The organism is Glycomyces paridis, from assembly GCF_004912155.1.
Classification (GTDB): domain Bacteria; phylum Actinomycetota; class Actinomycetes; order Mycobacteriales; family Micromonosporaceae; genus Glycomyces; species Glycomyces paridis.
Genome location: NZ_STGX01000006.1, coordinates 102,780 through 126,272 on the forward strand (window position 1 = coordinate 102,780; position 23,493 = coordinate 126,272).

The following is a 23,493-nucleotide window of genomic DNA, read 5'->3' on the forward strand; positions in this document are numbered from 1 at the left end:
GAGGAGGTCGGTGCGATGATCGAGGTCGGGGCGGACAGCCGGGCGGGCGGGACGGCGCCCAATGAGGACGGCTGGTGGTTCGGCGGCACGTGGGCGCTCGTGCTCGACGGGATCACGCGCTATCCCGACGACGGATGCGTGCACGATGTTCCTTGGTACGTAGAGCGATTGGGCGAGGCCGTCGCGGACGACATCACCGATCCGGGTCAGGGGCTCGTGGAGGTCCTCGGCGCGGCGATCCGGGAGGTCGGGTCGCTGCACGGCGGGACCTGCGACCTCGCGAATCCGGTCTCGCCGGGAGCGACCGTGGGGATGGTGCGGGAGGCGGGCGACGCTGTCGAGTGGCTGGCACTCGGGGACTGCTCGATCGCGTTCCGCGGCAAGGACGGCGCGGTGTCGGTGGAGTCGGACGAGAGGTTGGCGCGGCTGGCCGATCCGCCTCGGGCCGTCGACGTCGGGGGCGTTCGGCGGTATCCGGTCGAGTACATCGAGCGGGTCCGGAACAGGGAGGGCGGGTTCTGGGTCGCCTCCACCGATCCCGGTGCGGCCGAGCAGGCCCGGCACGGGTCCCGGAGGCTCGACGGGCTCACCGACCTCATGCTCTGCACGGACGGCCTCGCCAGGCTGGTCGAGCGCTACGGGTACTCGTGGAGCGAGGTGTTCAGACTCGCCGACACCGCGGGCGCCGAAGGGCTCGTCGATCTGGTGCGCCTCCACGGAGACGGCGACACCCGCTTCGGGCCGGGCGCGAAGCGGCACGACGACGCCACGCTGGTCGTCCTCGCCCCAGGCCGGTTAGACGGGTCGCCCCGGCGGCCACGTGCGTTGCCAGCCAGGAGCGGCCGTCGCCTCGGGCGGTCGGCCGAGGTGCGTATCGAAGGAGACGGTACTGGCGAGTGACCGCTCTCGGCGGTGAGCCGAGTTGCCGTTGCGGCGTCGCGCGGTCGCGCGAGCGACTGTGCGCGGCGTGCTTTCGGGTCGACTAACCAAGGGCCGCATGGAGAACGGCCTCGTTGCCGTTCAGCTCCACGAGGTGGACGACGATGCCGCCGGGCTCCGGTGCGGGCGGTTCCGCGTTCCCGCAGGCGTTGCCGCCGCCCCCGTCCGCGCGGAACGTCAGGGTGCAGCCCGCTTCGGCGAGCAGGCCGCCGCCACCGCCGAGACCCTCGGGGTTGGTCAGGTCCACGTCGACGCCGTCGTCGCCGACGACAGCGATGACCATCCACTGTGCCTCACTGTCGCCGAGCGGGTATTCGGCGGACCCGGTGAAGGCCACGTCGCATTCGCCGTCGCCGCAGGACTCGGCGTCGATCGCCTGCGGCGACTCGGTCTCCTCCGTGGTCGGCTCCTCGGGAGTCGGGGAGGCGGCCTCGGAGGAGGTCGGGACGGGGCTCACGCTCTCGATCGGTTCCGCGTCGGCGGCGCAGCCGGTCGTGGCGGCGAGCACGACCGCGCCGATCACGATGTGCCACTTTGGAAAAGGTCGAGTGATTCGCATGGGGCCGGAGTCTATGCGGTCGGGCGGCGCACCCGAGGCGAGGGTGTTCCCATATCGGACACCCGGCGGTAGGGTGGCACGGAACCCCCTTGAGAGGATGCACCCCCATGCGCCGCGTCTCCGCCCTCGCCTCCGTCCTGAACGTCGCCATGACACCGGCGCTCAACTCCCGCAAGGACCCCGACAGGTCCTGGGCCAAGATCGTCGCCGCCGCTGAGCAGGAGCAGGGCCGCACCTTCGACGACGACCGGCAGTGGCTCGACGACCTCCGCTTCGCGTTCGGCTGCTACGCCGAGGTCGAGGGCATGGCGCCGATGGGCTGGGTCGGCGTCAAGGCCGAGTTCGCGATGCGCCTGACCAACCGCCTGCGGGTGCGCCGCCTCCACGCCGAGCACCCCGAGATCGCGGACGAGCCGATCGAGAACCCGGTGTTCATCCTCGGCCTGCCGCGCACCGCGACCACCCTCACGCACAAGATCCTCGCCGGGTCCCCCGGCCACCGCGGCCCGCTCACCTGGGAGATGTACAACATCGACCTGGAACTGCCCGAGAAGGAGCGGAACGCGCGGATCGGGAAGGTGGCCCGGGACCTCTCCATGCTCGAAAAGCTCATGCCGGTCTTCCCGATCCAGCACCCGATGGTGGCGACCGGCCCGGAGGAGTCCTTCCTCATCGTCCCCCACACCCACTACCACCTCACGCGCGCACCGATTCCGCACTACGCCGAATGGCTGGAGACCCACGACAGGGTCACCGACTACGCCTACCTCAAGGAGTCGCTCCAGGTCCTCCAGTACGGGCGCGAGCGCAAGCGCTGGATCATGAAGTCCCCCATGGACACCTTCAACCTCCGCGAGATCCAGACGGTCTTCCCCGACGCGACCTTCGTGTGGAACCACCGCGACCCGGTCACGGTGATCGCCTCGACCTGCTCGCTCAACGAGACCGCGATGGGCCTCATGCTGCGCAGGGTCGACCGCCACGCCCTGGGCCGGCGGTTCCTGGACCTGCTCGCCGACGGCATCGCCCGCGCCCGCGAGGCCCGCCCGTTCCTGCGGCCCGGCTCGGTGATCGACGTGCCCTACCACCGGCTCAACGCCGACCCGTACACGTACGTCCCCGAGCTGTACGCCCAGATCGGGGCGCAGTGGGGGCCGAAGGACGAGGCGAACCTCCAACGGGCCCTTGAGCGGCCCGTGGCCGACCGCAGGCACGAGTACGCGCTGGCCGACTACGGGCTCACCCACGCCGACGTGGACGAGGCGTTCGGCGACTACATCAAGCTCGTGGCGCTGCTGAACTGACTACGCGGGCACCGGGCGCGGCGTCCGTCCCGTGTAGGCGCTCAGGGGTCGGATGAGCGAGTTGGCGCCGCGCTGCTCGATGACGTGCGCGGTCCAGCCGGTGATGCGGGACATGACGAACAGCGGCGTGAACATGGGGATGTCGAAGCCCATGAGGTGGTAGGCCGGTCCGGCGGGGAAGTCGAGGTTCGGGTGGATGCCCTTGGCGTCCAGCATGGCCCGTTCGAGTTCGTCGTACATGCGCAGCCACTTCCCGCCGCCGGTCAGCGCGGCCATGTCGGTGAGCGCGGCCTTCATCGTGGGGACGCGGGAGTCCTCGTCCTTGTAGACGCGATGCCCGAAGCCCATGACCTTCTCCTTGGCGGCCAGGCGTTCACGCAGCCACTCGGCGGCGCGTTCGGGCTCGCCGATCTCCAGCATCATGCGCATGACTGCCTCGTTGGCGCCGCCGTGGAGCGGGCCCTTGAGCGCGCCGATCGCGGCGGTGACGGCGGAGTAGAGGTCCGAGAGGGTCGAGGCGACGACGCGGGCGGTGAAGGTGGAGGCGTTGAAGGAGTGCTCGGCGTAGAGGATCATCGAGACCTCGAAGCAGCGCAGCACCTCCGGGGCCGGGACCTCGCCGAAGCACATGTGGAAGAAGTTCGCCGCCCACGGCAGGTCCGGGTCGGGCGCGATGCGGGCCTGGCCGAGGCGCCTGCGGTGGGCGTGGGCGATCACCGTGGGGAGCCGCGCGAAGAGCGCTTCGGCCTTGTCCTGCAAGCGGTCGGCGTCGTCCTCGCTCGGGTCCTCGGCGCCGAGGCAGGAGACGGCGGTGCGGAGCACGTCCATCGGGTGGCAGTCCTCGGGGACGCGGTCGATCGCGGCGACGGTGGAGCGGGTGAGTTCGCGCCGGGCGCGTTCGCGCTCGGTGAAGGCCGCGAGCTGCGCGGGGTCGGGCAGTTCGCCGTACCAGATGAGGTGGGCGACCTCCTCGAAGCTGCGGGACGCGGCCAGCTCCTGCACGGGGTAGCCGCGGTACGTCAGCGAGCGGGTCTCGGGCACGACCTCGGAGATCGCGGTGGTGTCGGCGACGACCCCGGCGAGGCCTCGGTGGATCTCGGCGGTCATGTCGCGCTCCCGGGGATCTCGAAGTTGAACAGGTCGCGGTCGAACGCGCTGTAGGAGGCGTAGTCGACCAGGTCGTACAGGCGCGCGCGGGTCTGCATCCGGTCCACGAGGGACGCCTGGGTGCCCTCGGTCCGCAAGGCGGCGAACAGCTCGTCGACCGCGCCCATCGCGGCGCGGAGGCTCGACACGGGCCAGATGACGAGGTTGTAGCCGAGGGCTTCGAGGCGGCGGGCCGACAGGAGCGGCGAGGCGCCGAATTCGGTCATGTTGGCGAGCAGCGGCACGTCGACCGCCGCGCGGAAGGCGGCGAACTCGGCCTCGTCCTTCAGCGCCTCGGGAAAGACCATGTCGGCCCCGGCGTCCACATAGGCCTTCGCTCGGTCGATCGCGGCGTCCAGGCCCTCGACGGAGCGGGCGTCGGTGCGGGCGCAGACGACGAAGTCGGGGTCGGTGCGGGCCTTGACGGCGGCGGCGACGCGGCGGACCATGTCGGCGGCCGGGACGAGGGTCTTGCCGTCGAGGTGCCCGCAGCGCTTGGGGTTGACCTGGTCCTCCAGGTGGCAGCCGGCGAGCCCGGCGTCCTCCAGGGCCTCGATCGTCCTGGCCGCGTTGGCGACCTCGCCGAAGCCGGTGTCGGCGTCGATCAGGGTCGGCAGGTCGGTGGCGCGGGCGATCTGGCCGCCGCGCCCGGCGACCTCGGTGAGCGTGGTGAGCCCGATGTCGGGCAGGCCGAGGTCGGCGGCGAGGGCCGCCCCGGAGACGTAGACGCCGTCGAACCCGTGGTCGGCGACGGCGCGCGCGGCGAGCGGAGAGAACGCGCCGGGCAGTCGCTGGAGCGTGCCGGAGGCGAGCCCTTCGCGCAGGCGGCGGCGCTTCTGCGCTGGTGTGGCTCGGGTCGTCATCAGAAGAGCCCCTTCGTGGTCGGTTCGGCGAGTCGGATCGCGGCGAGGTTGAGGGCGCGGACCTCGGAGGCGGAGAGCGCCTCGATCCGGTGGGCGAGGTCGAGGAACCGGTCCTGCTCGGCCTCGGCGATCACCCCGTCGGCGAGCGCGCGGAACTTCGCGGTGTACTGCTCGCGCGCGAAAGGCCTTGCGCCGCTGGGGTGGGCGTCGGCCACGGCGAGCTCGTCGGCGATCACCTCGCCGTCGTCCATCGTGACCTCGACGCGCCCGCCGAAGGCGCGCTCGGCGGGGTCGGGGTCGTGATAGCGCTTGGTCCACTCCGGATCTTCGACGGTCCGGACCTTCCGCCACAGCGCCACCGTGGAGGGGCGGTGGGCACGTTCGGACGTGTAGGACCGCTCGTGGTGCCACGCGCGGTCTTCGAGGGCCACGGCGACGATGTACATGATGGAGTGGTCGAGGGTCTCGCGGCTCGCGTCGGGGTCGGTCTTCTGCGGGTCGTTCGCGCCGGTGCCGATCACGTTGTGGGTGTGGTGGCTCGTGCGGACGAGGACCTCGCGCACGCGCGAGAGGTCGCCGATCCGCGGCGACATGCGCCGCGCGAGGTCGATGAGCGCCTGGCTCTGGTACTCCGCGGAGTGCTCCTTGGTGTAGGTGTCGAGGATCGCCCGCTTCGCTTCTCCCCGTTCGGGAAGCGGCACCTCGTAGACCGCGTCGGGGCCGCCGAGCAGCCGCGCGACGACGCCGTCCTCGCCTTCGTAGATCGGCGAGGGCGCGCCCTCGCCGCGCATGGCCCGGTCCACGGCCTCGACGGCGGCCTTGCCCGCGAACGCCGGCGCGTACGCCTTCCACGAGGAGATCGCGCCCTTGCGGGACTGCCGGGTCGCGGTCGTGGTGTGGAGCGCCTGGCCGATCGCCTGGTGGATCACCTCGGGCGCGAGCCCTAGGAGCGCGCCGATGCCCGCGGCGGCGGCGGGCCCGAGGTGGGCGACGTGGTCGATGCGGTGCTCGTGCAGGCAGATCCCGCGCACGAGGTCCACCTGCACCTCGTACCCGGCGGCGATGCCGCGCACGAGCGCGCGCCCGTCGAGGCCCCGGTGCTGGGCGACGGCCAGGATCGGCGGGATGTTGTCGCCGGGGTGGGAGTAGTCGGCGGCCAGGAACGTGTCGTGGAAGTCGAGTTCGCGCACTGCGACGCCGTTCGCCCACGCCGCCCACTCGGGCGAGACCCGCGTGTCCGGCCCGGCGCCGAAGACCGCCGCGCCGGGCGCGTACCGGTGCGCCAGCGCCTGGGCGCGGGCGTTGGCGACGGGCCCGCGGGCGAGCGAGGCCGCGGCGACGGCGGCGTTGTCGACCGCCCGGTTCCCGATCATCTCGGCGACCTCGCGCCCGACCGGGACGGGGTCGGCCGCGACCGCGGCGAGCTTCCAGGCGAGCTGCTCCTCGCGCGGCAGGTCCGCGCCGGGGGCGTGCGTGCGGACTTCGTGTGCGATCACTCGGTCTCTCCTTGCGGTGCATGGGTGTCGGATTGGAGGGAGGCGGGAACGGGGGCGCCGGGGCGGGTTCCGGCGGCGGGGGACGGTTCTTCGACCGTGGCGGGTGCCGCTGTGTCGGGGCGTCGCGCGCCGGAACGGACTCCGGCGGCGGGAGCCGGTTCCCCGCCTGCGGCGGGGCCCGGGCCGGGTGCCGTCGTTTCGAGGGGTTCGGCGGCGACCATGTGGAAGGTGCCGCGTACGGCTTCGCGGCGTTCGCCGGTGCGCAGGGCCTCGGCGACCACGACGACCGAGACGGTCATGGAGCGGCGGCCGCGGCGTTCGACCGCGGCGGTGGCCTCGACGAGGTCGCCGGGGGCGATCGGGTGGGTGAACACGATGGCGTCGGCGCCCGCGCAGACGACGTCGGTGCGCGCTTCGCGGCTCGCGGCGACGAACGCGGCGCGGTCCATGAGGGCGATGGCGGCGCCGCCGAAGAGCGTGCCGCGGTGGTTGAGCTGGTCGGGGAAGACCACGTCGGCGATCGTCGGTCCGGCCTGCGCCATGTCGCCCCCTTTTCGAGTCGGTGTGGTTTCACAGTATGTACACTTCGAAGCCCTGTTGAAACTGCTGTAAGAGTGGTTTCTTGTGGAATTCTCCGAGTGCTTTTGTGAATCTTGTGAAAGGTCGAGGCCGTGGCGTTGCGGAAGGCGAAGGTGGGGCTGCGGCTGCGGCGGTTCAGGGAGGAGCGGGGCCTGACGCAGGCGGCGTTCGCGGCGGCGCTGGGGATCTCCACGAGTTATGTGAACCAGATGGAGTCGAACCAGCGGCCGATCACGGGGCCGGTGCTGCTGCGCCTCGCGGAGGTGTACGACGTCGACATGCAGCGCTTCGCGGCGTCGGAGGGCGACCGGCTCACGGCGCAGTTGCGGGACGCGCTGGCCGACACCGCGCACGCCGACCGCTCCTCGGTGGCGGAGGCGCGGGAGTTCGCCGAGTCGATGCCGGAGCTGGCGCAGTACATGGTGGACCTGCACCGGCGTTACCGGCACGCGGTGGAGCGGAACGCGGCGATGAGCGCGGAGTTGGACGCGGGGGCGGCGCCGACGGCGCATGAGGAGGTGCGCGACCTGTTCTACGCCAAGCGGAACCATGTGGCCGAGCTCGACGCGGCCGCGGAGCGGATCGTCGCGGAGGCGGCGATCGATCCGGGTGACGTGGCGGGCGGGCTGTCGCGGCTCCTTCGGGAGCGGTACGGGGTGACGGTGGCGGATCTGGCGGCGGGGGACGCGGAGCGGGCGAAGCGCCGCTACGACGCCGAGACGCGGGTGCTGCGGCTGTCGCCGCTGCTGGCGCCGGGTCAGCGGGCGTTCCAGCTCGCGACGCATCTGGCGCTGGTGGCGTGCGGGGACCTCATCCGCGCGGAGGCGGAGGCGGCGGACCTGTCGGGCGAGGAGGCGCGGGGGCTGGCGCGGATCGGCCTGGCGAACTACTTCGCGGGGGCGCTGATCCTGCCGTACGGGGCGTTCCTGCGGGCGGCCGAGGAGCTGCGGTACGACATCGATCTGCTGGCGCGGCGGTTCGGGGTGGGGTACGAGACGGTGGCGCACCGGCTCTCGACGCTCCAGCGGCCGGGCGCGCGGGGCGTGCCGTTCTTCTTCGTGCGGGTGGACCGGGCGGGGAACATCTCGAAGCGGCAGTCGGCCACGGACTTCCATTTCTCACGGGTGGGCGGCTCGTGTCCTCTGTGGAACGTGTATGAGGCGTTCGCCCATCCCGGGGAGATCCGCACGCAGTTGGCGCAGATGCCGGACGGCCGCTCGTACCTGTGGATCGCGCGCACGGTCTCGCGGCGCTTCGGGGGGTTCGGGGCGCCGGTGCAGACGTTCGCGATCGGGCTGGGCTGCGACCTCCACCATGCGCACCGGCTGGTCTACGCGGACGGGCTCGACCTGGCGAATCCGGCGGCGCGCACGCCGATCGGCCCCGGCTGCAAGGTCTGCGACCGGTCGGGCTGCCCTCAGCGGGCGTTCCCGGCGATCGGGGCGCCGCTGGAGGTCTCGGACCGCGAGAGCCGGTTCAACCCGTACCCGCAGGTCTGAGTAGGCGACGGGCCCGGGCGCGGTGTTCAGGCGCGTCCGGGCCCGTCTCGGAATCACCCCAACCTCGCGGCGCGGGCGTCGCGGGGCGCTGTCGTGCGCCCTGGTCCGCCTCCCGCGATCACGGCGAGGGTTGCTATCGCCAGAATCTTACTCTTGCAAATTACTTGCATCAGTGGAGTGGCGGTCGTTCTGCGTCAACATTCCGGTGACTTCCGGAAATTCCGGACGCCAATGGGGCGGCCGTGGCGCGTGTGGCGCGCGGGCAAGCCGGACGAGGGCGCCCGATGGGTCGGAATCGCCTGTTCAAGGCCGAACAGCGCAAGTTCGGCATCCTCCGAGGTCCTGCGTCCGTTACCAAAGAGATTTATTGACATCACTGGCGTCGGAAACTAAGCTCTGAAAATTACCGAGAATAATCCCGAAAGTTTCGAGCGGTGTGCGATGTAAACGCGTACAGGTCTCGGCAGACGGGCGCAATAAGGACATCTCAAAGAGGAGCGACATGTCAGATGTATTCGGGCGCACGCCCATGAGGGCGACCCGTCGCGGGCTGATCGGTTTCACCGTCGCCGGCGGCGGCGCACTGGCACTGGGGGCCTGTAGCGACGACGGCGACGGCGAAGTGAACGTCGACGAGCAGGCCAAGGGCGCGATGGACGACTTCAAGGCGGACACCCAGTTCACCGCCACCGAGCCGTTCACGCTGTCGCTGCTGTGGACCGAGTGGCCGGACCTCCCGATCACCGACTCGTGGCAGTTCTTCACCGAGATCGAGAAGCGCACGAACGTCAAGTTCGAGGTCACCACGATCCCGTTCAGCGACGCGGTCGAGAAGCGCAGTCTGCTCATCAGCGCCGGCGACGCCCCCTCGGTGATCCCGCTGGTCTACACCGGCGAGGAGAACTCGTTCGTCTCCTCCGGCGCGGTGCTGCCGATGAGCGACTACGTCGAGCACATGCCGAACTTCCAGAAGTACGTCGAGGAGTGGGACCTCGGCGGCATGATCGACAACCTCAAGCAGGCCGACGGCAAGTACTACATGCTGCCGGGCCTCCAGGAGGTCTCCGTCCCCGTCTTCACGCTGGTCATCCGCAAGGACGTCTTCGAGACCGTCGCCGGCGGCATCCCCGAGACCTGGGACGAGCTGCGCGAGGCCCTGGTCAAGATCAAGGCCGAGTACCCGAACTCCAAGCCGCTCGCCGACGGCTTCGAGGGCCAGTCGATGCTCAACTACGCCGCCCACGCCTTCGGCGCGCAGGCCGGCTGGGGCTTCGGCACCGGCATGATGGACGACGGCTCGGGCACCCTCCAGTACACGGCCGCCTCGGCCGGGTACAAGGAGATGGTCGAGTACTTCCGCGGCCTCGTCGCCGACGGCCTGGTCGACACCGACTCGTTCACCGCCGCCAACGACGGTGAGGGCACCGTCGGCGAGAAGTTCGCGCAGGAGCTGGTCTTCGCGGCCTCCGGTTCGAGCGGCACCGCGATCGACTTCGCCGTGGGCCTGGACGCCACCGTCGGCGCCGGCAACTACGAGGTCCTCCAGATCGCCCCGCCGGGCGGGCCGGCCGGCCAGATCTGCGAGCCGCGCAACTTCTGGAACGGCTTCATGCTCAACTCCGAGCTCGCCGACTCCGAGTACTTCCTCGCCACCCTCCAGTTCCTCGACTGGCTCTACTACAGCCCCGACGCGCGCGAGCTCGTCCGCTGGGGCGTGCTCGACGAGACCTACACCAAGGACGCGGACGGCAAGATCACCCTCAACCCCGACTTCCGCCTCGACGCCTACAAGCTCAACCCCGAGGGCACCACCGACATCCAGAAGGACCTCGGCTGGTCGAACTCCGTGTTCGCCGACTCCACCGAGTCGCGCGCGCTCAAGGAGTCCTACAACACCCCGACCTTCGTGGAGTACATCGACTCGGTGCTCGCCAACCGGACCCCGCGCGACCCGAACCCGCCGGCGCCGCTCGAAGAGGCCGAGCTGGAGCAGGCCTCGCTGCTGGCGACGCCCATCAAGGACACCGTCGACACGAACACGCTGAAGTTCATCCTCGGCGAACGCGACATCGCCGAATGGGACGACTACGTGGCCGAGTTGGAGGGCCAGGGCCTCCAGCAGTACGTCGACCTCATCAACGGCGCGCGCGAGCGCTTCAAGGAGAACTCCTGATCGACGCGACGGGGCCTCGGCCCCGTCGCGCCCAGGAGGGAACACGTATGCCTCTCACAGAGAACGAACTGCCGCCGCAGGCGGCGCCCGCGGTGTCCGTCGCGGGCGCCGCCGCGCCGGCTCCATCCGGCCTGATCGAGAAGCCGCCCGCAAGGCGCCGTCGCAAGCGGCAGACCTGGCGCGAGGCGCTCGAGAAGGACTGGCAGCTCTACAGCCTCGCCCTGGTCCCGCTGATCTTCTTCGCGATCTTCAAGTACGCGCCGATGCTGGGGAACGTCATCGCGTTCCGCAAGTTCCGCCCCGGCGGGAACATCTTCGGCGACGAATGGGTCGGCCTGCGCTACATCGAGCTGTTCATCAACGACCCGACGTTCTGGCGGGTCTTCGCGAACACCGCGATCCTCGGCGGGCTGACGCTCATCGTCTGCTTCCCGCTCCCGATCGTGCTCGCACTGCTGCTCAACGAGGTCCGCAAGAAGCGCTTCAAGAAGATCGTGCAGTCGATCTCCTACCTGCCGCACTTCCTCTCCGTGGTCATCGTGGTCGGCATGCTCATGCAGCTCCTGTCGTTGCAGGGCACGGTGAACCAGATCATCGGGGCGTTCGGCGGGGAGGGCATCCCGTTCCTCCAGCGCGCCGAGTGGTTCCGGGCCGTCTACGTCGGCTCCGAGGTGTGGCAGACCGTCGGCTGGGGCACCATCCTCTACCTGGCGGCGCTCACCACCGTGGACGAGTCGCTGTACGAGGCGGCGCGGATCGACGGGGCGGGCCGGTGGCGCCAGACCTGGCACGTCACACTGCCGGGCATCCGGCCCACCATGGTCACGCTGCTGGTGCTCAACATCGGCACGTTCCTGAACGTGGGCTTCGAGAAGGTCCTGCTGCTGTACAACCCGCTGACCTACGAGACGGCCGACGTCATCTCGACGTACCTCTACCGGGTCGGCCTCGTGTCGAACAATCTCAGTTACGCGGCGGCGATCGGCCTGTTCCAGGCGCTGATCGGCCTCGTGATGGTGCTATCCGCGAACCTGGTCTCGCGGAGGATTACGGGGACGAGCCTGTGGTGACCGAAGTGATCGCGAAGAACCAGGCGAGTCCGACACGGACGCGCCGGGTCACGCAGGACTCCAGGGGAACGCGCGTGTTCGGCGCGTTCAACACGGTCTTCCTGCTCCTGTTGTGCGCCGGGATGCTGTACCCGTTCATCACGGTGCTCGCCCAGTCGTTCAGCTCCCCCGGGGCGATCAAGGCCGGCCAGGTGAGCTTCTGGCCGGTCGGGTTCAACCTCGACACGTACGGCGCCGTGATGCAGAACGAGACGTTCTGGCGCAACTACGGCAACACCGTGCTGTACACGGTCGTCGGCACCGCCATCGCCATGACGCTGACGACGACCTACGCGTTCGTGCTGTCCAAGAAGCACCTCAAGGGGCGCAAGGTCCTCATCGGGATCGCCGTCTTCACGATGTTCTTCAACGGCGGCCTCGTGCCGAACTACGTGCTCATCTCCTCGCTGGGGATGAAGAACACGCTGTGGGCGATCGTGCTCCCCGGCGCGATCTCGGTGTTCAACCTGCTGGTCATGAAGTCGTTCTTCGAGAGCCTGCCGAGGGACATCGAGGAGGCCGCGCAGATCGACGGGCTCGGCTGGTACGGCATCTTCGGGCGGATCGTGCTGCCGCTGTCGAAGGCGGTCATCGCCACGATGGTGCTGTTCTACTCGGTCGCGTTCTGGAACGACTGGTTCGCCGCGTTCCTGTACCTCGACAAGAGCGAGCTGTTCCCCGTCACCCTGTTCCTGCGCAACCTCATCGCGGGCGCGTCCACCTCCACTTCGGAGGGGGCTGCGGCCGCGGGCACCACGACCGAGCTGCTGTCGGCGAACATCGAGTCGGTGACGATGATCCTCACGGTCATCCCGATCCTGTGCGTGTACCCGTTCGTGCAGCGCTACTTCGTGTCGGGCGTGATGCTGGGGTCGGTGAAGGGATGACGGAGATGGACGCCCGGGACGCGGGCGAGATCGGCCCGGGGGCGCTCTCGCGCCTCGCCGCCGCGGTCTACCGGCACCTCGTGCTCGGGCTGTTCCTCGCGCTCGCGGGGACCCCGACGCTGGTGCTGTGGACGGTGCTCGCACCGGAAGCGGCCAACGTCGTGTTCTTCATGGCCGCGCTCCTGCCGGTCGCGCCCGCGCTCTCGGCGGCCCTGTACGCCCAGCGCGCGTGGGCGAACGAGCCGGACCTGAGCCCTTCGAAGCCGCTGTGGCGCGGGCTGCGCATGAACCTGCGCGACACCCTCGCCTGGTGGGTGCCGGTGCTCGCGGTCGCGACGGTCCTGGCGGTGAACGTGCTCTTCGGCTCCACTGTGGCCGGAGGCGCGTTCCTGAGGCCCGTGTGCGCGGTGTTCCTCGCCGCGCTCGCGGTCCTCTCGGCCCACCTGCTCACGGTGACGTCCTTCTTCTCGTTCCGCACCAGGGACGTCTTCCGCGTGGCCGCGGCGGAGTTCTTCCTCTCCTGGAAGTCCTCCCTCGGCGTCCTGTCGATCCTCGTCGTGGCGACCGCCGTCGTGGTCATGGGCTCCGAGGCCGTCCTGCTGCTGCTCGGCTGGGCGTTCGCACTGTTCCTGTGGCTCTTCGCGAAACCGGTCGCCGCCGACATCACCGAGCGGTTCACCGCCGGGGAGTGACAGGCTCGGCCGGGCGCCTCGCCCGGCCTGGAACGATGGGGGCGCCGGTCCGCGAAGGACCGGCGCCCCGACTGCTGAGGAGCCCCGCGTGAGGAACTGGATCGTCGGCCTCGCGATCGCCGCCGCCTGCATGATCCTCGTGTGGGCCCTGCTCATCGTGCTCGCGAAGCGGCTGCCGCCGGGGCCGCTGCGCGACCTCGTGGCGTTCATCCCCGACCTGGTGACGACGGTGCGGCGGCTGCGGCGCGAGCCGCGGGTGCCCCGGCGAGCCAAGGCCGCGCTGCTGGTCGCCGCGGTGTGGGTGGCCAGCCCGATCGACCTCATCCCCGAGTTCCTGCCGGTCATCGGGCCGCTGGACGACATCCTCGTGGTGGCGCTGGCCCTGCGGTACGCGGGCCGCACCGTGCCTCGGGAGGTCCTACTCGACGCCTGGCCCGGCGACCCGCGGCTGCTCGAACGGCTCCTCGGGCCCGACCGGGGCGCCCGCTGACCACGCGTGCGCGGTGAAGGCCTCCACGGCGTTCACGACCGCTTCGAAACGGGGCGAGTGGAACAGGTCGAACCCGTGGTGGGCGCCGGGCAGCTCGGCGTACACGTTCCGGTCCGAGACCTCGCGCAGGCGCTTCCCGAAGGCGCGGGCGACCGAGACGTGGACGAGCGAGTCGTGGTCGCCGTGGACGACCAGGACCGGCGGCGCGTCGGGCCGGGCCAGCGCGAACGGGTCGGTGTCGGCCCCGCGCCCGAAGTAGGGGCCGTAGAAGCCGCCGAGGCCCACGACGGCCGAGACGGAGGTGTCGGCGTCTTCGAAGCCGGGCTGGTATTCGGGCCGGTCCTGGGTGAAGGCGGCGACGGTGGACATGTGAGCGCCCGCGGAGGAGCCGGTGAGGACGATCCGGTCGGGGTCGGCGCCCCATTCGGCGGCGTGCTCGCGGACCCAGGCGACGACGCGCTTGGCGTCGACGATGTGGTCTTCGAAGACCGCGTCGGGGCGGAGGCGGTAGTTGGCGCTGATGCACAGCCAGCCTTGGGAGGCGAGGCGGTGGAGCATGGGGCGGGACTGGGTGTTCTTGCGGCCCATGGCGTAGTAGCCGCCGTGGAAGTGGATGAGGACGGGCGATCCGGTGGGGTGCGAGCGGTGGCGGTAGACGTCCATGAGGTTGCGTTTCCCGGCGGGACCATAGGGGACGTTCGCGGTGCGCTCGACGGAGCCGGGCCGGAAGCCGAAGGGCCGCAGGAGGATGCTCGCGTAGGAGACGCGTTTGGTGACGGCGATCGAGCCGAGGGCGGCTTGGAGGGCGCGTTCGGTCCGGGTGCTGCGCACGGTCGTCAGCGCGATGCAGGCGGCCCCGACGACGGCGGCGGCGATGGCGACCGGGGAGGCGAGGTCGCCTTCGGCGAGGGCGAGGCCGGTGGAGGCGGTGAAGAGCGCGATGGCGAGGAACGGCAGTTCGTTCACGGTCATGGCCAGCAGGAAGACGAGGGTGCCGGGGCGTTCGCGCAGGCGCGGGACGGGCAGCGCGGGGAAGGCGAGGAACGCGAGGCCGACGAGGTAGCCGTAGGGGATGCTCATCGGCGGGCCAACCCGGTGATGACGACGGCGCCGACCAGCAGGTGCATGCCGAGGAGGACGAGGGTGGCGGCGGTGTTCACGGCGCCGAGCGGGCCGAGGAGGGAGACGGCGAGGAAGGCGGCGGCGATGATCGTCCAGGTGCGGGTGCCGCGGGCGGTGAAGCGCTCCAGGAGGGCCAGGAGGCCCCAGGCGGCGTAGCCGATCGCGAGGGCTGCGAAGGCGGTCATGGCGGGGCCGACGGTCTGCTCCGTGCCGCCCTGGTCGACGGTGAGGTCGGCGCCGGCGAGGGGGACGGCGACGGCCCACAGGAGGAGGGCCGCGGCGGCGGCGGTGACGGGGGTGAGGAGTCGGCGGGTTCGTGTGCTCATGGGGCCCAGTCTGGTCGGTGCGGGTGGGGCGGTGCATCGGCCGTGGGGCCGCTGCGTCTCCTGCCGATGCGGGGGGCGTCTCCTACTTTCGTAGGTGACGGCCCGGTCGGGGGCGTGGCTAGCATGGCGTCCGTGACGAACCACCGCAGACCGCGCCCGCAGGAGATCATCGGGATGGCCGCCGGGGTCGGCGCGCTGACCGCTTTGACGCTGTGGTCGCGTCCCGATCCGGGCCCGCTGGACTTCGCCGTGGCGGCCCTGTCGCTGGCGGCGGCGATGGTGCAGCTGTGGCGGCCGGTGACCGGCGCGCTCGCCGCGACGGTCCTGGCGGTCTTCTCGCCGTTGGCGACCACGGCGGCGACCGTTGGAGCGCTCCAGGTCGCGTGGCGCACGCGGTTCCGCACGGCGGTGGCCGTGGCGCTGGCGGGGATCGCGGCGCACCTGGTGCAGTGGGTCTGGTATCCGAATCCGGCGTTGGGCTTCGACTGGTGGGCGGTGCTGGTGACGGTGGCGTACGGGGCGCTGCTGGGCTGGGGGACGCTGGCGCGTTCGCACCGGGAGCTGGTGATGTCGCTGCGGGAGCGGGCGCGGCGCGCGGAGGCCGAGCAGGGCCGATTGGTGGCGGAGGCGCGGGCCGCGGAGCGGCGCGGGCTGGCGCGGGAGATGCACGACGTGCTCGCGAACCGCCTCTCGCTGGTCGCGACGCACGCGGGGGCGCTGGAGTTCCGGCCCGACGCGCCGCCGGAGAAGGTCGCCTTGGCGGCCGGGGTGGTCCGGTCGGGGGTGCATCAGGCGCTTGAGGAGTTGCGGCAGGTGATCGTGCTGCTCAGAGAGGACGAGGCGACCGCTTCGAGCGGGCCGGGCCCGACGGCGGCGGAGCTGGAGGCGCTGGTCGAGGAGACGCGGGCGGTGGGCCAGCCGGTGGCGGTGAGCGGGGTGTTGTTCCCGGATGATCTGCCGTCTTCTTTGGGGCGCACCGTGTATCGGATCGTCCAGGAGGGACTGACGAACGCGCGCAAGCACGCCGCGGGGAACGAGGTCTCGGTGGCGCTGAGCGGTTCACCCGGCGAAGAGCTGGTGATCGAGATCGAGAACGCGCTGCCGGCGCCCGGTACGGCCCCGGCGGTGCCGGGGAGCGGGTTGGGCCTGGTCGGGCTCACGGAGCGGGTCCGGTTGGCGGGCGGGCAACTCGACCATGAGCGCACTGACGGCCGGTTCCGGTTGCGGGCGCGGCTGCCGTGGCCCGCGTGACCGGCGCCCACGAGCGTCTCGGCGCGACCGCCGAAGCTCGCTCTACCCGTTGACGACCATGAGCGCCTCAGCGGATTTCGGCCCGTGGAGGCGGATACCGTGGCCCGCGCCCCATGACCGGATTCCTACTCGGCCACGGGCACGGCAAGCGAGCGGGCGGGCGGCTGCGCCCGCGGGTCCGACCGCCGCGGCTCGCGATCGGCGGCCTTCCCGCCCACGAGCGGTTCGCCCGTGCGTGCCCGGCCGCCCGCGTGGCCGGTGTCCCCTCCGCCCAATGCCAAGAGGGGCTCGGCGCGACTACCGCGACCCGCCCTCGCCATTGACGGCCACGAGCGCCTCGACGGGCGATGCCGCCTGCGGGCGCGACTGCGGTGGACTGCGCAAGCGGACGCTTCGTTCCCACGACCACGGCCACGGCCACCGCCACGAGTGCGGCCGACGGGCCGCCGGACCGCTCGGCCCTGAACGCCTCGGCGGCCAGCCCGGCCCGTGGGCGCGGCTACGATGGCCCTCGTGATCCGTGTCCTCCTCGTCGACGATGACGCCCTTGTCCGCGCCGGTCTCTCCATGATGCTCGACGGCGTCGGCGACATCGCCGTCGTCGCGGAGGCCGGTGACGGGCGCGAGGCGCTCACGGCCGCCGACGCGCACCGTCCCGACGTGGTGCTCATGGACCTCCAGATGCCCAATGTGGACGGCATCGCCGCGACGGGCCGTCTGCGCGCGCGGCCGAGGCCGCCGGAGGTCATCGTGCTCACCACGTTCGACACCGACGAGAACGTCCTGCGCGCCCTCCGCGCGGGCGCCGCCGGGTTCCTCCTCAAGGACACCCCGCCCGCGCAGATCGCCGAGGCCGTCGCCCGCGTCGCCGCCGGGGACCCGATCCTCTCCCCCGCGATCACCCGGCGCCTCATGGCGCGCACGGTCGCGCAGGCGGGCGCGTACGAGCGCGCCCGCACCGCCCTGGCGGCGCTGACGCCCCGCGAGCACGAGGTTGCGGTGCTGGTCGGCAGCGGGGACACCAACGCGGAGATAGCGACCGCACTCGCCATGAACGTCACCACCGTGAAGTCGCACGTCTCCAGCATCCTCACCAAGCTCGCCCTGGACAACCGGACGCAGATCGCCCTGCTCGCCCACGACGCCGACCTGGTCTGAACCGGGCCCGGCGAAGGCCTGGCCGGTGTCGGCCCCGCGTCGTAGTGTGGATTCGTGAGCGATGAGACGAGCGCCGAGACCGTGCCCGCCCTGCTGGCCGAGCTCGCCGCGCTGGAGGAACCGAAACTGCGTGCGGTGAACGAGCGGCACGGCGACGACCACGGCGTCAACCTGACCAAGCTGCGCGCGGTCGCCAAGCGCCTCAAGACCCGCCAGGACCTCGCTCTGGAACTCTGGGCGACCGGTGACACGGCCGCGAAGCTCCTGGCCCTGCTCGTCTGCCGCCCGAAGGCGTTCTCGCAGGACGACCTCGACCGGATGCTCCGCGAGGCCGGTTCGCCGAAGGTCCACGACTGGCTCGTGAACTACGTCGTCAAGAAGGGCCCGCACGCCGAGGCCCTGCGCCTCGCCTGGTTCGCCGACCCCGACCCGGTCGTGGCGAGCGCCGGGTGGGCGCTCACCTCCGACCGGGTCGTGAAGCAGCCCGAGGTCCTCGACTTCGACGCCCTCCTGGACCTCGTCGAGGCCGACATGAAGGACGCGCCGCAGCGCCTCCAATGGGCGATGAACGAGTGCCTGGCGCGCATCGGCATCGCCGACCCCGGCCTGCGCGCCCGCGCGATCGACATCGGCGAGCGCCTCGAAGTCCTCAAGGACTACCCGACCCCGCCGGGCTGCACCTCCCCTTTCGCCCCGATCTGGATCACCGAGATGGTCAAGCGCCAGGCCTGAACCGGGGCTCTGCGACCACGACGACCGGGTGACGCCCGGAGAGGCTGAGCGTGCGCGTCTCGGCGAGCTTCCAACGCCCGGTGTCGAAGTGGCCCAACAGTTCCTGCGGTATGAGGCACACGAGGCGGCCGTCCCTTGCGATGATCCTGCGCCATTCGGCGAGCAGCGCGCCGAAGCCGCGCCGCTCGGCCACCTGACGGCCCCAAGCCGGGTTGGTGACGATCCGGTCGACGCTCCCGGTCGGCACGGGCAGGCGGGCCGCGTCGGCGGTCGCCAGCGCGATGCGGCGGTGCCCGGTGTCGCCCGCGGCGTGCGCGTCGAGCCCGGCCGGATCGCCGGCCATCGAGGCGAAGGCGCCGGTGTGCCCCGAGGTGCCACCCGCTGCGCCAGCGGGTGCGGCCAGTTCGCCGACCATCGAGGCAGGGATGGACTCCGGAGTGCTGCCGGCTGCGACAGGGGTGGCCGGGTTGCCGATCGCCGAAGCGGCGGCACCGCTGAACTCGGAAATGTTGACAGCGGCGGCGGCGATCGCTGCCGGGTCGAGATCCGAGCCCGAGACGTAGGCGCCGGGCGCCAGTTCGGCTGCCTCAACGAGGATCGTTCCGGCGCCGCAGCACGGGTCGAGCACGGTCATGCCCGCTTCGATGCCGGCGAGGCGGGCCATCGCGGCGGCGACGGGCGGGTGCAGGGTGCCGGGGATCGATGCGGTCTTCCAGGGGCGGCGGTGCAGGGGCGGGCGCCGTCCGCGGTAGCCGAGGAGGAGGCCCTCGGGTCCGAGCACGGCGCGCCATTCGGCCGCGCCGAGCGGCGGCCGGGCGCCGCCGCTGCGGGTGGCGAAGCGGGCGCCGAGCCGTTCGGCGAGGAACGCGCCGACGACCGCTTCGAGATCGTGGCGGTTGTAGGTGCGGCGCCCGCCGATCGAGGCACCGATCGAGGCGGAGACGGTGAGCACGGGTTCGCCGCTCGCGAAGTCGGCTGCGACGGGCGCCAGGTCGGCGGCGTCGAGGAGCGGCCAGAGCCGGGCCAGGTCTGGTTTCGTGGGGCCCGGGTCGGCGGTCTCGGCGACCTGTACGAGCAGGTCGTCAACGGTCCGAGGAACGCCGGTGAGTGTCGGTGCGGCGATGAGCACCTGGCGTTTTCTGACCGACCGCACACGGGTCCCGAGCTCCGCGAGCTCGTCGGCGGCGAGGTCTTCGAGTCCGTGCACGGTGCTGGCGAAGGCGTTGCGGGGTTGCGGATTTTCGGGCGTGAAAGGCCCGACCGTCGATCGACGGTTCGGTGACATGCGAAAGCTCCCGGTGAGCGACCTGGAGCGGCGGACGGCCGCGCCACATCGCCGGCCACGGGTTCGGTTCCCTCTGGACGGCCGGCGGAGCGCTAGCCGAGGCGGAAGAAGCTGTATGTCACGGCGCGATGCTAACGCCGGTGCGGGTGCCTTGGGAAACGCTTTTCGGCCCGCGAAAACGGCTGTCGCGGCGCCGTGGCGCGGCAATACGATGGCCGGTGTGATCGAGGAGCCTTTGACCGGCGGCAATGTCACCGAGAGCGTGGTCCGCGTCGGCGACACGGTGCGCCGCAGCCGCGGCGCCGGTTCGGCGTTCGCCTCGCGGGTGCTCGTGCACCTCGAATCGGTCGGGTTCGCCCATGCGCCGAGGTTCCTGGGGGTGGACGAGCAGGGCCGGGACGTCCTCGACTTCGTGCCGGGCCGCACCACCGACCATCCGAGCCAGCGCGCGGTCGGGGCGTACCGCCTCGGTGCCCGGATGCTCAAGGCGCTGCACGAGGCGACGGCCGGTCACGCGCTGGCCGGGAGCGAAGAGTGCGTGATCCACGGCGATCCGGGGCCGTACAACACCGTGTTCCGGGAGGGGCTCCCGGTGGTCTTGATCGATTGGGACGCGGCGCGTCCGGGCAGGGCGATCGACGATGTCGGGTTCATGGCGTGGACCTGGTGCCTCCAGGTGGAGGGCAACGTGCCGATCGCCGAGCAGGCGGCGCATCTGCGCGAGTTCAGCGACGGGTACGGCAATGGGTATGGCAGCGCGTACGGCGGCGGGTACGGCGACGTCGAGCCGGAGCGGCTGATCGAGGCGATGCTCCGCAGGCAGGCCGAGGTCGCGGTGTCGGAGGCGGCAAAGGCGACCGACGAGCGGCTCTCGCCGCAGCGCCGCCGCCACGCGAAGGCGGCCGCCGCATGGGCGGCGGACCACCGGCGGCTGGTGGAGGAGAACCGGTGTGTCCTGTTGTCCGCGTTGGAATGACGGTGCCGGTGCAGTTCAGCCGGTGGTCATCTGGGTGACGGTTTCGGCGGCCTGGTCGCCGAGGAGGATGAGGAACAGGATCGAGGCCGGGATCGTCAGGACGCCGAGGATGAGACCGGCGACTCCCAGGCCTTTGCCGTTGCCGCCGCGGCTCGGTGCCTTCACGATCGCGACGATGCCGAAGACGAGGCCCACGAGGCCGAGGGGGACCGCGAGCATGAGGTTGACGATCGGGATCCAGGCGAACACGACGAGGCCTATGAGGCTCGTCGTGAGCGAGGTGACGCCGAGGCCGCTGCCCCGCTGCCGGGGGTGGGCGGGCGGCTGGTCGGGCATGTGGGATATGGGGTCTCCGTTCGCCGGAGCGGAGTGCACAAAGGCCTGACGGTCCACGGTAGTGCAGGCGCGCAAGGGGTCAGTCGAGTCGGAGGATGGTCTCCTCGATGTCGGCGTCGCGCCCGGCGGCGTAGGAGACTTCGGTGCCGGTCGGTTGGAAGCCCGCTTTGCGCAGGACGATGAGCGATCCGGCGTTGTCGCTGGCGGCGCGGGCGAAGAGGGGGCGGGTCTCGACCGTCTGGAGGAGTTCGGCGAGGGCGTGGGTGGCGACGCCGCGGCCCCAGACGGACCGGTCGATCCAGTAGGTCACCTCGGTTTCGCCTTCGATGACGAAGGCGGCGATGCTGCCGACGAGGCGGTCTTCGAGGGTGACGGCACGCATGGTGACGTCGGGGGCGGCCAGCACCTTCGCCATGTGGGCGTCGAAGGCGGCGCGGTCGTCGGGGTCCTTCGCGGTGAAGGCGGCCATCCGCACCGACTCGGGGTCTCGCATCAGGTTGAAGAGCACGTCGAGGTCGGCCTGGTCGATCGGTCGCAATGCGATGGCAGCCAAGGTGGTTCCTCCTCCGGGGTTCGGACCGGCCACGGTATCAGCGCCCTGTGACACTTTCAGCCGTTCCGGCGGCGCACTGCCGAGCGCCCGGACGCCTTCAGCCGGTCTGGCAGCACGCTCACGGGCGCCTGGGCGCCTTCAACCGGTCGGGGAGACGAACCGGGAGGCGAAAAGGTCGCTGCCGCGATCGCTTCCCCCGGCCATCCCTAACCCCCCCCCCCCGGCCATCCCTAACCCCCACCCTCCCGAGAGGGGAAGGAAGTCTCGGCCTCGACCGTCGCCGCCCGGTACGACAGAAAACGACCCCGCAACCGGCGTGTCGCACCAGAAGTCACCCGAAGCAGTGAGGCAAGACGACGCGCCTTCGCGCTCCGGGAAGGCGGCGCCGGTCTACGAGCGGGGATCGTGAGACGGCGCCACGGTTTGCGCGCGACGGGTCGAGCGTGGCCCGGTCCGCTCGGCGGATCACGGCGCGCGAAGGTCGCGGCCGAAAGGCGTGGTGCCCGCCGGTGCGGCGGATTCGTCGAGCCGCCGACCTGCGCCGCCCGGTGCCCACAAGTGCGGCGGCCCCGCCGCGCCGCTGGCCTGTGCCGCGCACAGTGCCTGCCGGTGGCGCGGCCCGCCGCGCTGCCGGCCTGCAAACCCGCGGCGCGCCCCCGGAACCCGGTCGCCATCAGCCGGACCGGGAGACGCGAAGGCCGCCAGCGCGCCTCCGGCCCGTGCCGCGCGCGGCGCCCGCCGATGGCGCGGCCCCATCGCGCCGCCGGACCGCACCGCGTTCCTGTCCCTTCTCCCCCGCATCCACTCCCCTCTCCCTGTCCTTCTCCGCCGCGACCGCCGCTGCGGAGGCCAGTGTCGCCGCTGTCAAGCCGCCCCACAGCGCGGTCGGGCCGTGCGCGGCGAGCGCGGTGATGATCGCCGGGGAGACGGCGAGGCCGAAGCCCGTCGAGAGCTGGAACCGGGCGAGGGCGCGCCCGAGCGCGTGGGCCGGTGCGAGGGCCGTGACGAGCGCGGTCGCGCTGCCCGCGTACACGATTTCGCCGAGCGTGCAGACCACCGACACCGCCACCACGGCCAGTGCGCCCCACCCGTGCCCGAGCGCGGCGGCCGCGAGAAACCCGAGGTAGGACACGGCGAGCACCACCCCGGCGAACGCCAGCACCGCCCGCCGCGAGTAGCGCGACAGCAGCACGGTCACCGGCACCTGGAAGGCGACCACGAGCACCGTGTTGAGCACGAACACCACGGCCGTCCACATCGGAGACGCGTCGAGCTGCGTCACCAGGATCAGCGGCAGCGCGATCTCGGGAACATTGAGGCAGAACGCGTACACCACGTTGGCGCCCAACAGCGCCCACATCCGAGGAGCAGGCTCCCTCGCGCCTCCGACCGACACTCCCGACACCTCGGCCCGCAACCGCACCGACCACGCCAGGCCCGCCGAGGCGAGATAGGCGATCCCGGTCGCGGCGGCCAAGAGCTGCAACGCCGTCGCACCGCCCGCAAGGAACGCCGTCGCCAGCAGTGCCCCCGCGCCCAGGCCGCCGTTGCGCAGCGCCCGACCGGCCGCGAGCGCGGCGTCCCGTTCCCGCCCATGCGACACGGTTGCGACGAGGGCCGCGTGCGCGGCGGGCCACGCCTGGTTGCCGACGCCCAGGAACAGCGCCGCCGCCGCGAACGGCCACACCTCCCCCGCCGGGGCGACCAGCAGCAGCGCCACGCCCAGCACCCGCACGAGCATCGACGCGGCCACGACCGCGCTCCGCGCGCCTCGGTCCAGCCACCGGCCGACCCCGGGCATGCACGCCAGGCCCGCGACGATCCCGGCGGTCATGGCCGCACCGGTCGCCGGGGCGGACAGGCCCAGCACCGTGATCCCGTAGAGCAGCAGGAAGGGCCGCAGCAGGCCGGTCCCGATCGCGTCGACCGTGAGCGCGGCGGCGTAGCGGGGGCCTCCGAAGGCGCGCACGAGCGCGCGGGGCCTGATCTTGGTGGTGGTCGGCATGGCGTCAAAGGTG

At 71.6% G+C, this 23,493-nt stretch carries 23 protein-coding genes; 12 read left to right on the plus strand and 11 right to left on the minus strand.

Going from position 1 to position 23,493, the window contains the following annotated elements; genetic code table 11:
- Positions 1-15 precede the first annotated feature (15 nt).
- Positions 16-900: a PP2C family serine/threonine-protein phosphatase gene (locus tag E9998_RS09730; protein WP_136529514.1), complete on the plus strand. Its 885-nt coding sequence runs from the start codon at positions 16-18 to the stop codon at positions 898-900.
- A gap of 82 nt (positions 901-982) precedes the next feature.
- Here the strand turns inward: E9998_RS09730 and E9998_RS09735 are convergent, their stop codons facing one another.
- Complete coding sequence (locus tag E9998_RS09735; protein WP_136529515.1) at positions 983-1,498, minus strand: hypothetical protein; 516 nt, start codon at positions 1,496-1,498, stop codon at positions 983-985.
- 107 nt (positions 1,499-1,605) lie between these two features.
- Between E9998_RS09735 and E9998_RS09740 the strand changes: the two genes are divergently transcribed.
- Positions 1,606-2,802 carry a sulfotransferase family protein gene (locus E9998_RS09740; RefSeq protein ID WP_136529516.1) on the plus strand — a complete coding sequence of 399 codons (1,197 nt, stop codon included), beginning with the start codon at positions 1,606-1,608 and terminating at the stop codon, positions 2,800-2,802.
- On the opposite strand, the gene E9998_RS09745 is transcribed toward E9998_RS09740, so the two are convergent.
- The 4 genes from E9998_RS09745 to E9998_RS09760 are packed head-to-tail and all read right to left on the minus strand — an operon-like array spanning position 2,803 to position 6,849.
- Positions 2,803-3,909: a bifunctional 2-methylcitrate synthase/citrate synthase gene (locus tag E9998_RS09745; protein WP_136529517.1), complete on the minus strand. Its 1,107-nt coding sequence runs from the start codon at positions 3,907-3,909 to the stop codon at positions 2,803-2,805.
- Positions 3,906-4,811, minus strand: a complete 906-nt coding sequence (prpB, locus tag E9998_RS09750; RefSeq protein ID WP_136529518.1) for a methylisocitrate lyase — start codon at positions 4,809-4,811, stop codon at positions 3,906-3,908. Before prpB ends, E9998_RS09745 begins: the two co-directional genes overlap by 4 nt.
- A complete protein-coding gene (locus E9998_RS09755; RefSeq protein ID WP_136529519.1) occupies positions 4,811-6,307 on the minus strand; it encodes an MmgE/PrpD family protein in 1,497 nt (498 codons plus the stop codon). The genes prpB and E9998_RS09755 overlap by 1 nt, the downstream gene beginning before the upstream one ends.
- Positions 6,304-6,849: an acyl-CoA thioesterase gene (locus tag E9998_RS09760; protein WP_136529520.1), complete on the minus strand. Its 546-nt coding sequence runs from the start codon at positions 6,847-6,849 to the stop codon at positions 6,304-6,306. The genes E9998_RS09755 and E9998_RS09760 overlap by 4 nt, the downstream gene beginning before the upstream one ends.
- A 135-nt stretch (positions 6,850-6,984) precedes the next feature.
- Here E9998_RS09760 and E9998_RS09765 point away from each other — a divergent pair, with 135 nt between their 5' ends.
- The 6 genes from E9998_RS09765 (at position 6,985) to E9998_RS09790 (ending at position 13,736) form a co-directional block, all read left to right on the plus strand.
- Positions 6,985-8,385, plus strand: a complete 1,401-nt coding sequence (locus E9998_RS09765; protein ID WP_136529661.1) for a short-chain fatty acyl-CoA regulator family protein — start codon at positions 6,985-6,987, stop codon at positions 8,383-8,385.
- A 502-nt stretch (positions 8,386-8,887) separates the two neighbouring features.
- The gene (locus E9998_RS09770) at positions 8,888-10,558 is read left to right on the plus strand and encodes an ABC transporter substrate-binding protein (protein WP_204745355.1); all 1,671 of its coding nucleotides are present in this window, start codon (positions 8,888-8,890) and stop codon (positions 10,556-10,558) included.
- A gap of 92 nt (positions 10,559-10,650) precedes the next feature.
- Positions 10,651-11,628: an ABC transporter permease gene (locus E9998_RS09775; protein WP_420842426.1), complete on the plus strand. Its 978-nt coding sequence runs from the start codon at positions 10,651-10,653 to the stop codon at positions 11,626-11,628.
- Entirely contained in the window at positions 11,622-12,554 is a 933-nt protein-coding gene (locus tag E9998_RS09780; RefSeq protein WP_420842422.1) for a carbohydrate ABC transporter permease, read from the plus strand. Before E9998_RS09775 ends, E9998_RS09780 begins: the two co-directional genes overlap by 7 nt.
- Positions 12,551-13,246 (plus strand): YesL family protein, encoded by a 696-nt coding sequence (locus E9998_RS09785; RefSeq protein WP_136529522.1) that lies wholly within the window; start codon positions 12,551-12,553, stop codon positions 13,244-13,246. The genes E9998_RS09780 and E9998_RS09785 overlap by 4 nt, the downstream gene beginning before the upstream one ends.
- Before the next feature lie 88 nt (positions 13,247-13,334).
- Complete coding sequence (locus E9998_RS09790; RefSeq protein ID WP_136529523.1) at positions 13,335-13,736, plus strand: YkvA family protein; 402 nt, start codon at positions 13,335-13,337, stop codon at positions 13,734-13,736.
- On the opposite strand, the gene E9998_RS09795 is transcribed toward E9998_RS09790, so the two are convergent.
- Both E9998_RS09795 and E9998_RS09800 read right to left on the minus strand, forming a co-directional pair.
- Positions 13,665-14,816 carry an alpha/beta hydrolase gene (locus E9998_RS09795; protein WP_136529524.1) on the minus strand — a complete coding sequence of 384 codons (1,152 nt, stop codon included), beginning with the start codon at positions 14,814-14,816 and terminating at the stop codon, positions 13,665-13,667. The genes E9998_RS09790 and E9998_RS09795 overlap by 72 nt on opposite strands.
- Positions 14,813-15,184, minus strand: a complete 372-nt coding sequence (locus E9998_RS09800; RefSeq protein WP_136529525.1) for a DUF6069 family protein — start codon at positions 15,182-15,184, stop codon at positions 14,813-14,815. Before E9998_RS09800 ends, E9998_RS09795 begins: the two co-directional genes overlap by 4 nt.
- Before the next feature lie 123 nt (positions 15,185-15,307).
- Here E9998_RS09800 and E9998_RS09805 point away from each other — a divergent pair, with 123 nt between their 5' ends.
- The 3 genes from E9998_RS09805 to E9998_RS09815 all read left to right on the plus strand — a co-directional run bounded on the left by E9998_RS09805 (position 15,308) and on the right by E9998_RS09815 (position 18,325).
- Entirely contained in the window at positions 15,308-16,435 is a 1,128-nt protein-coding gene (locus tag E9998_RS09805) for a sensor histidine kinase (protein WP_420842423.1), read from the plus strand.
- A gap of 504 nt (positions 16,436-16,939) precedes the next feature.
- Entirely contained in the window at positions 16,940-17,593 is a 654-nt protein-coding gene (locus E9998_RS09810; RefSeq protein ID WP_136529526.1) for a response regulator transcription factor, read from the plus strand.
- A 54-nt stretch (positions 17,594-17,647) separates the two neighbouring features.
- On the plus strand, positions 17,648-18,325 hold the full coding sequence (locus E9998_RS09815; protein ID WP_136529527.1) for a DNA alkylation repair protein: 678 nt from the start codon (positions 17,648-17,650) through the stop codon (positions 18,323-18,325).
- On the opposite strand, the gene E9998_RS09820 is transcribed toward E9998_RS09815, so the two are convergent.
- Positions 18,309-19,532: a hypothetical protein gene (locus E9998_RS09820; RefSeq protein ID WP_158299766.1), complete on the minus strand. Its 1,224-nt coding sequence runs from the start codon at positions 19,530-19,532 to the stop codon at positions 18,309-18,311. The genes E9998_RS09815 and E9998_RS09820 overlap by 17 nt on opposite strands.
- Before the next feature lie 289 nt (positions 19,533-19,821).
- Between E9998_RS09820 and E9998_RS09825 the strand changes: the two genes are divergently transcribed.
- A complete protein-coding gene (locus tag E9998_RS09825) occupies positions 19,822-20,586 on the plus strand; it encodes a phosphotransferase (protein ID WP_204745358.1) in 765 nt (254 codons plus the stop codon).
- Between the two features lie 15 nt (positions 20,587-20,601).
- Here E9998_RS09825 and E9998_RS09830 read toward each other — a convergent pair whose 3' ends face one another.
- The 3 genes from E9998_RS09830 to E9998_RS09840 form a co-directional block, all read right to left on the minus strand.
- Positions 20,602-20,922 carry a DUF4190 domain-containing protein gene (locus E9998_RS09830; protein ID WP_136529529.1) on the minus strand — a complete coding sequence of 107 codons (321 nt, stop codon included), beginning with the start codon at positions 20,920-20,922 and terminating at the stop codon, positions 20,602-20,604.
- A gap of 79 nt (positions 20,923-21,001) precedes the next feature.
- Positions 21,002-21,475 (minus strand): GNAT family N-acetyltransferase, encoded by a 474-nt coding sequence (locus E9998_RS09835; protein WP_136529530.1) that lies wholly within the window; start codon positions 21,473-21,475, stop codon positions 21,002-21,004.
- Positions 21,476-22,148: 673 nt separating this feature from the next.
- Positions 22,149-23,480 (minus strand): MFS transporter, encoded by a 1,332-nt coding sequence (locus E9998_RS09840; RefSeq protein WP_136529531.1) that lies wholly within the window; start codon positions 23,478-23,480, stop codon positions 22,149-22,151.
- Positions 23,481-23,493 lie beyond the last annotated feature (13 nt).

What these genes read in the sequence shown, in the direction of transcription:
- E9998_RS09825 (WP_204745358.1), top strand. Translation starts at nt 19,822, where the DNA reads ATGGCCGGTGTGATCGAGGAGCCTTTGACCGGCGGCAATGTCACCGAG.
- prpB (WP_136529518.1), bottom strand. Translation starts at nt 4,811, where the DNA reads ATGACGACCCGAGCCACACCAGCGCAGAAGCGCCGCCGCCTGCGCGAA.
- E9998_RS09795 (WP_136529524.1), bottom strand. Translation starts at nt 14,816, where the DNA reads ATGAGCATCCCCTACGGCTACCTCGTCGGCCTCGCGTTCCTCGCCTTC.
- E9998_RS09840 (WP_136529531.1), bottom strand. Translation starts at nt 23,480, where the DNA reads ATGCCGACCACCACCAAGATCAGGCCCCGCGCGCTCGTGCGCGCCTTC.
- E9998_RS09810 (WP_136529526.1), top strand. Translation starts at nt 16,940, where the DNA reads ATGGCCCTCGTGATCCGTGTCCTCCTCGTCGACGATGACGCCCTTGTC.
- E9998_RS09800 (WP_136529525.1), bottom strand. Translation starts at nt 15,184, where the DNA reads ATGAGCACACGAACCCGCCGACTCCTCACCCCCGTCACCGCCGCCGCC.
- E9998_RS09785 (WP_136529522.1), top strand. Translation starts at nt 12,551, where the DNA reads ATGACGGAGATGGACGCCCGGGACGCGGGCGAGATCGGCCCGGGGGCG.
- E9998_RS09760 (WP_136529520.1), bottom strand. Translation starts at nt 6,849, where the DNA reads ATGGCGCAGGCCGGACCGACGATCGCCGACGTGGTCTTCCCCGACCAG.
- E9998_RS09745 (WP_136529517.1), bottom strand. Translation starts at nt 3,909, where the DNA reads ATGACCGCCGAGATCCACCGAGGCCTCGCCGGGGTCGTCGCCGACACC.
- E9998_RS09740 (WP_136529516.1), top strand. Translation starts at nt 1,606, where the DNA reads ATGCGCCGCGTCTCCGCCCTCGCCTCCGTCCTGAACGTCGCCATGACA.
- E9998_RS09830 (WP_136529529.1), bottom strand. Translation starts at nt 20,922, where the DNA reads ATGCCCGACCAGCCGCCCGCCCACCCCCGGCAGCGGGGCAGCGGCCTC.
- E9998_RS09735 (WP_136529515.1), bottom strand. Translation starts at nt 1,498, where the DNA reads ATGCGAATCACTCGACCTTTTCCAAAGTGGCACATCGTGATCGGCGCG.
- E9998_RS09805 (WP_420842423.1), top strand. Translation starts at nt 15,308, where the DNA reads ATGGCGTCCGTGACGAACCACCGCAGACCGCGCCCGCAGGAGATCATC.
- E9998_RS09730 (WP_136529514.1), top strand. Translation starts at nt 16, where the DNA reads ATGATCGAGGTCGGGGCGGACAGCCGGGCGGGCGGGACGGCGCCCAAT.
- E9998_RS09770 (WP_204745355.1), top strand. Translation starts at nt 8,888, where the DNA reads ATGTCAGATGTATTCGGGCGCACGCCCATGAGGGCGACCCGTCGCGGG.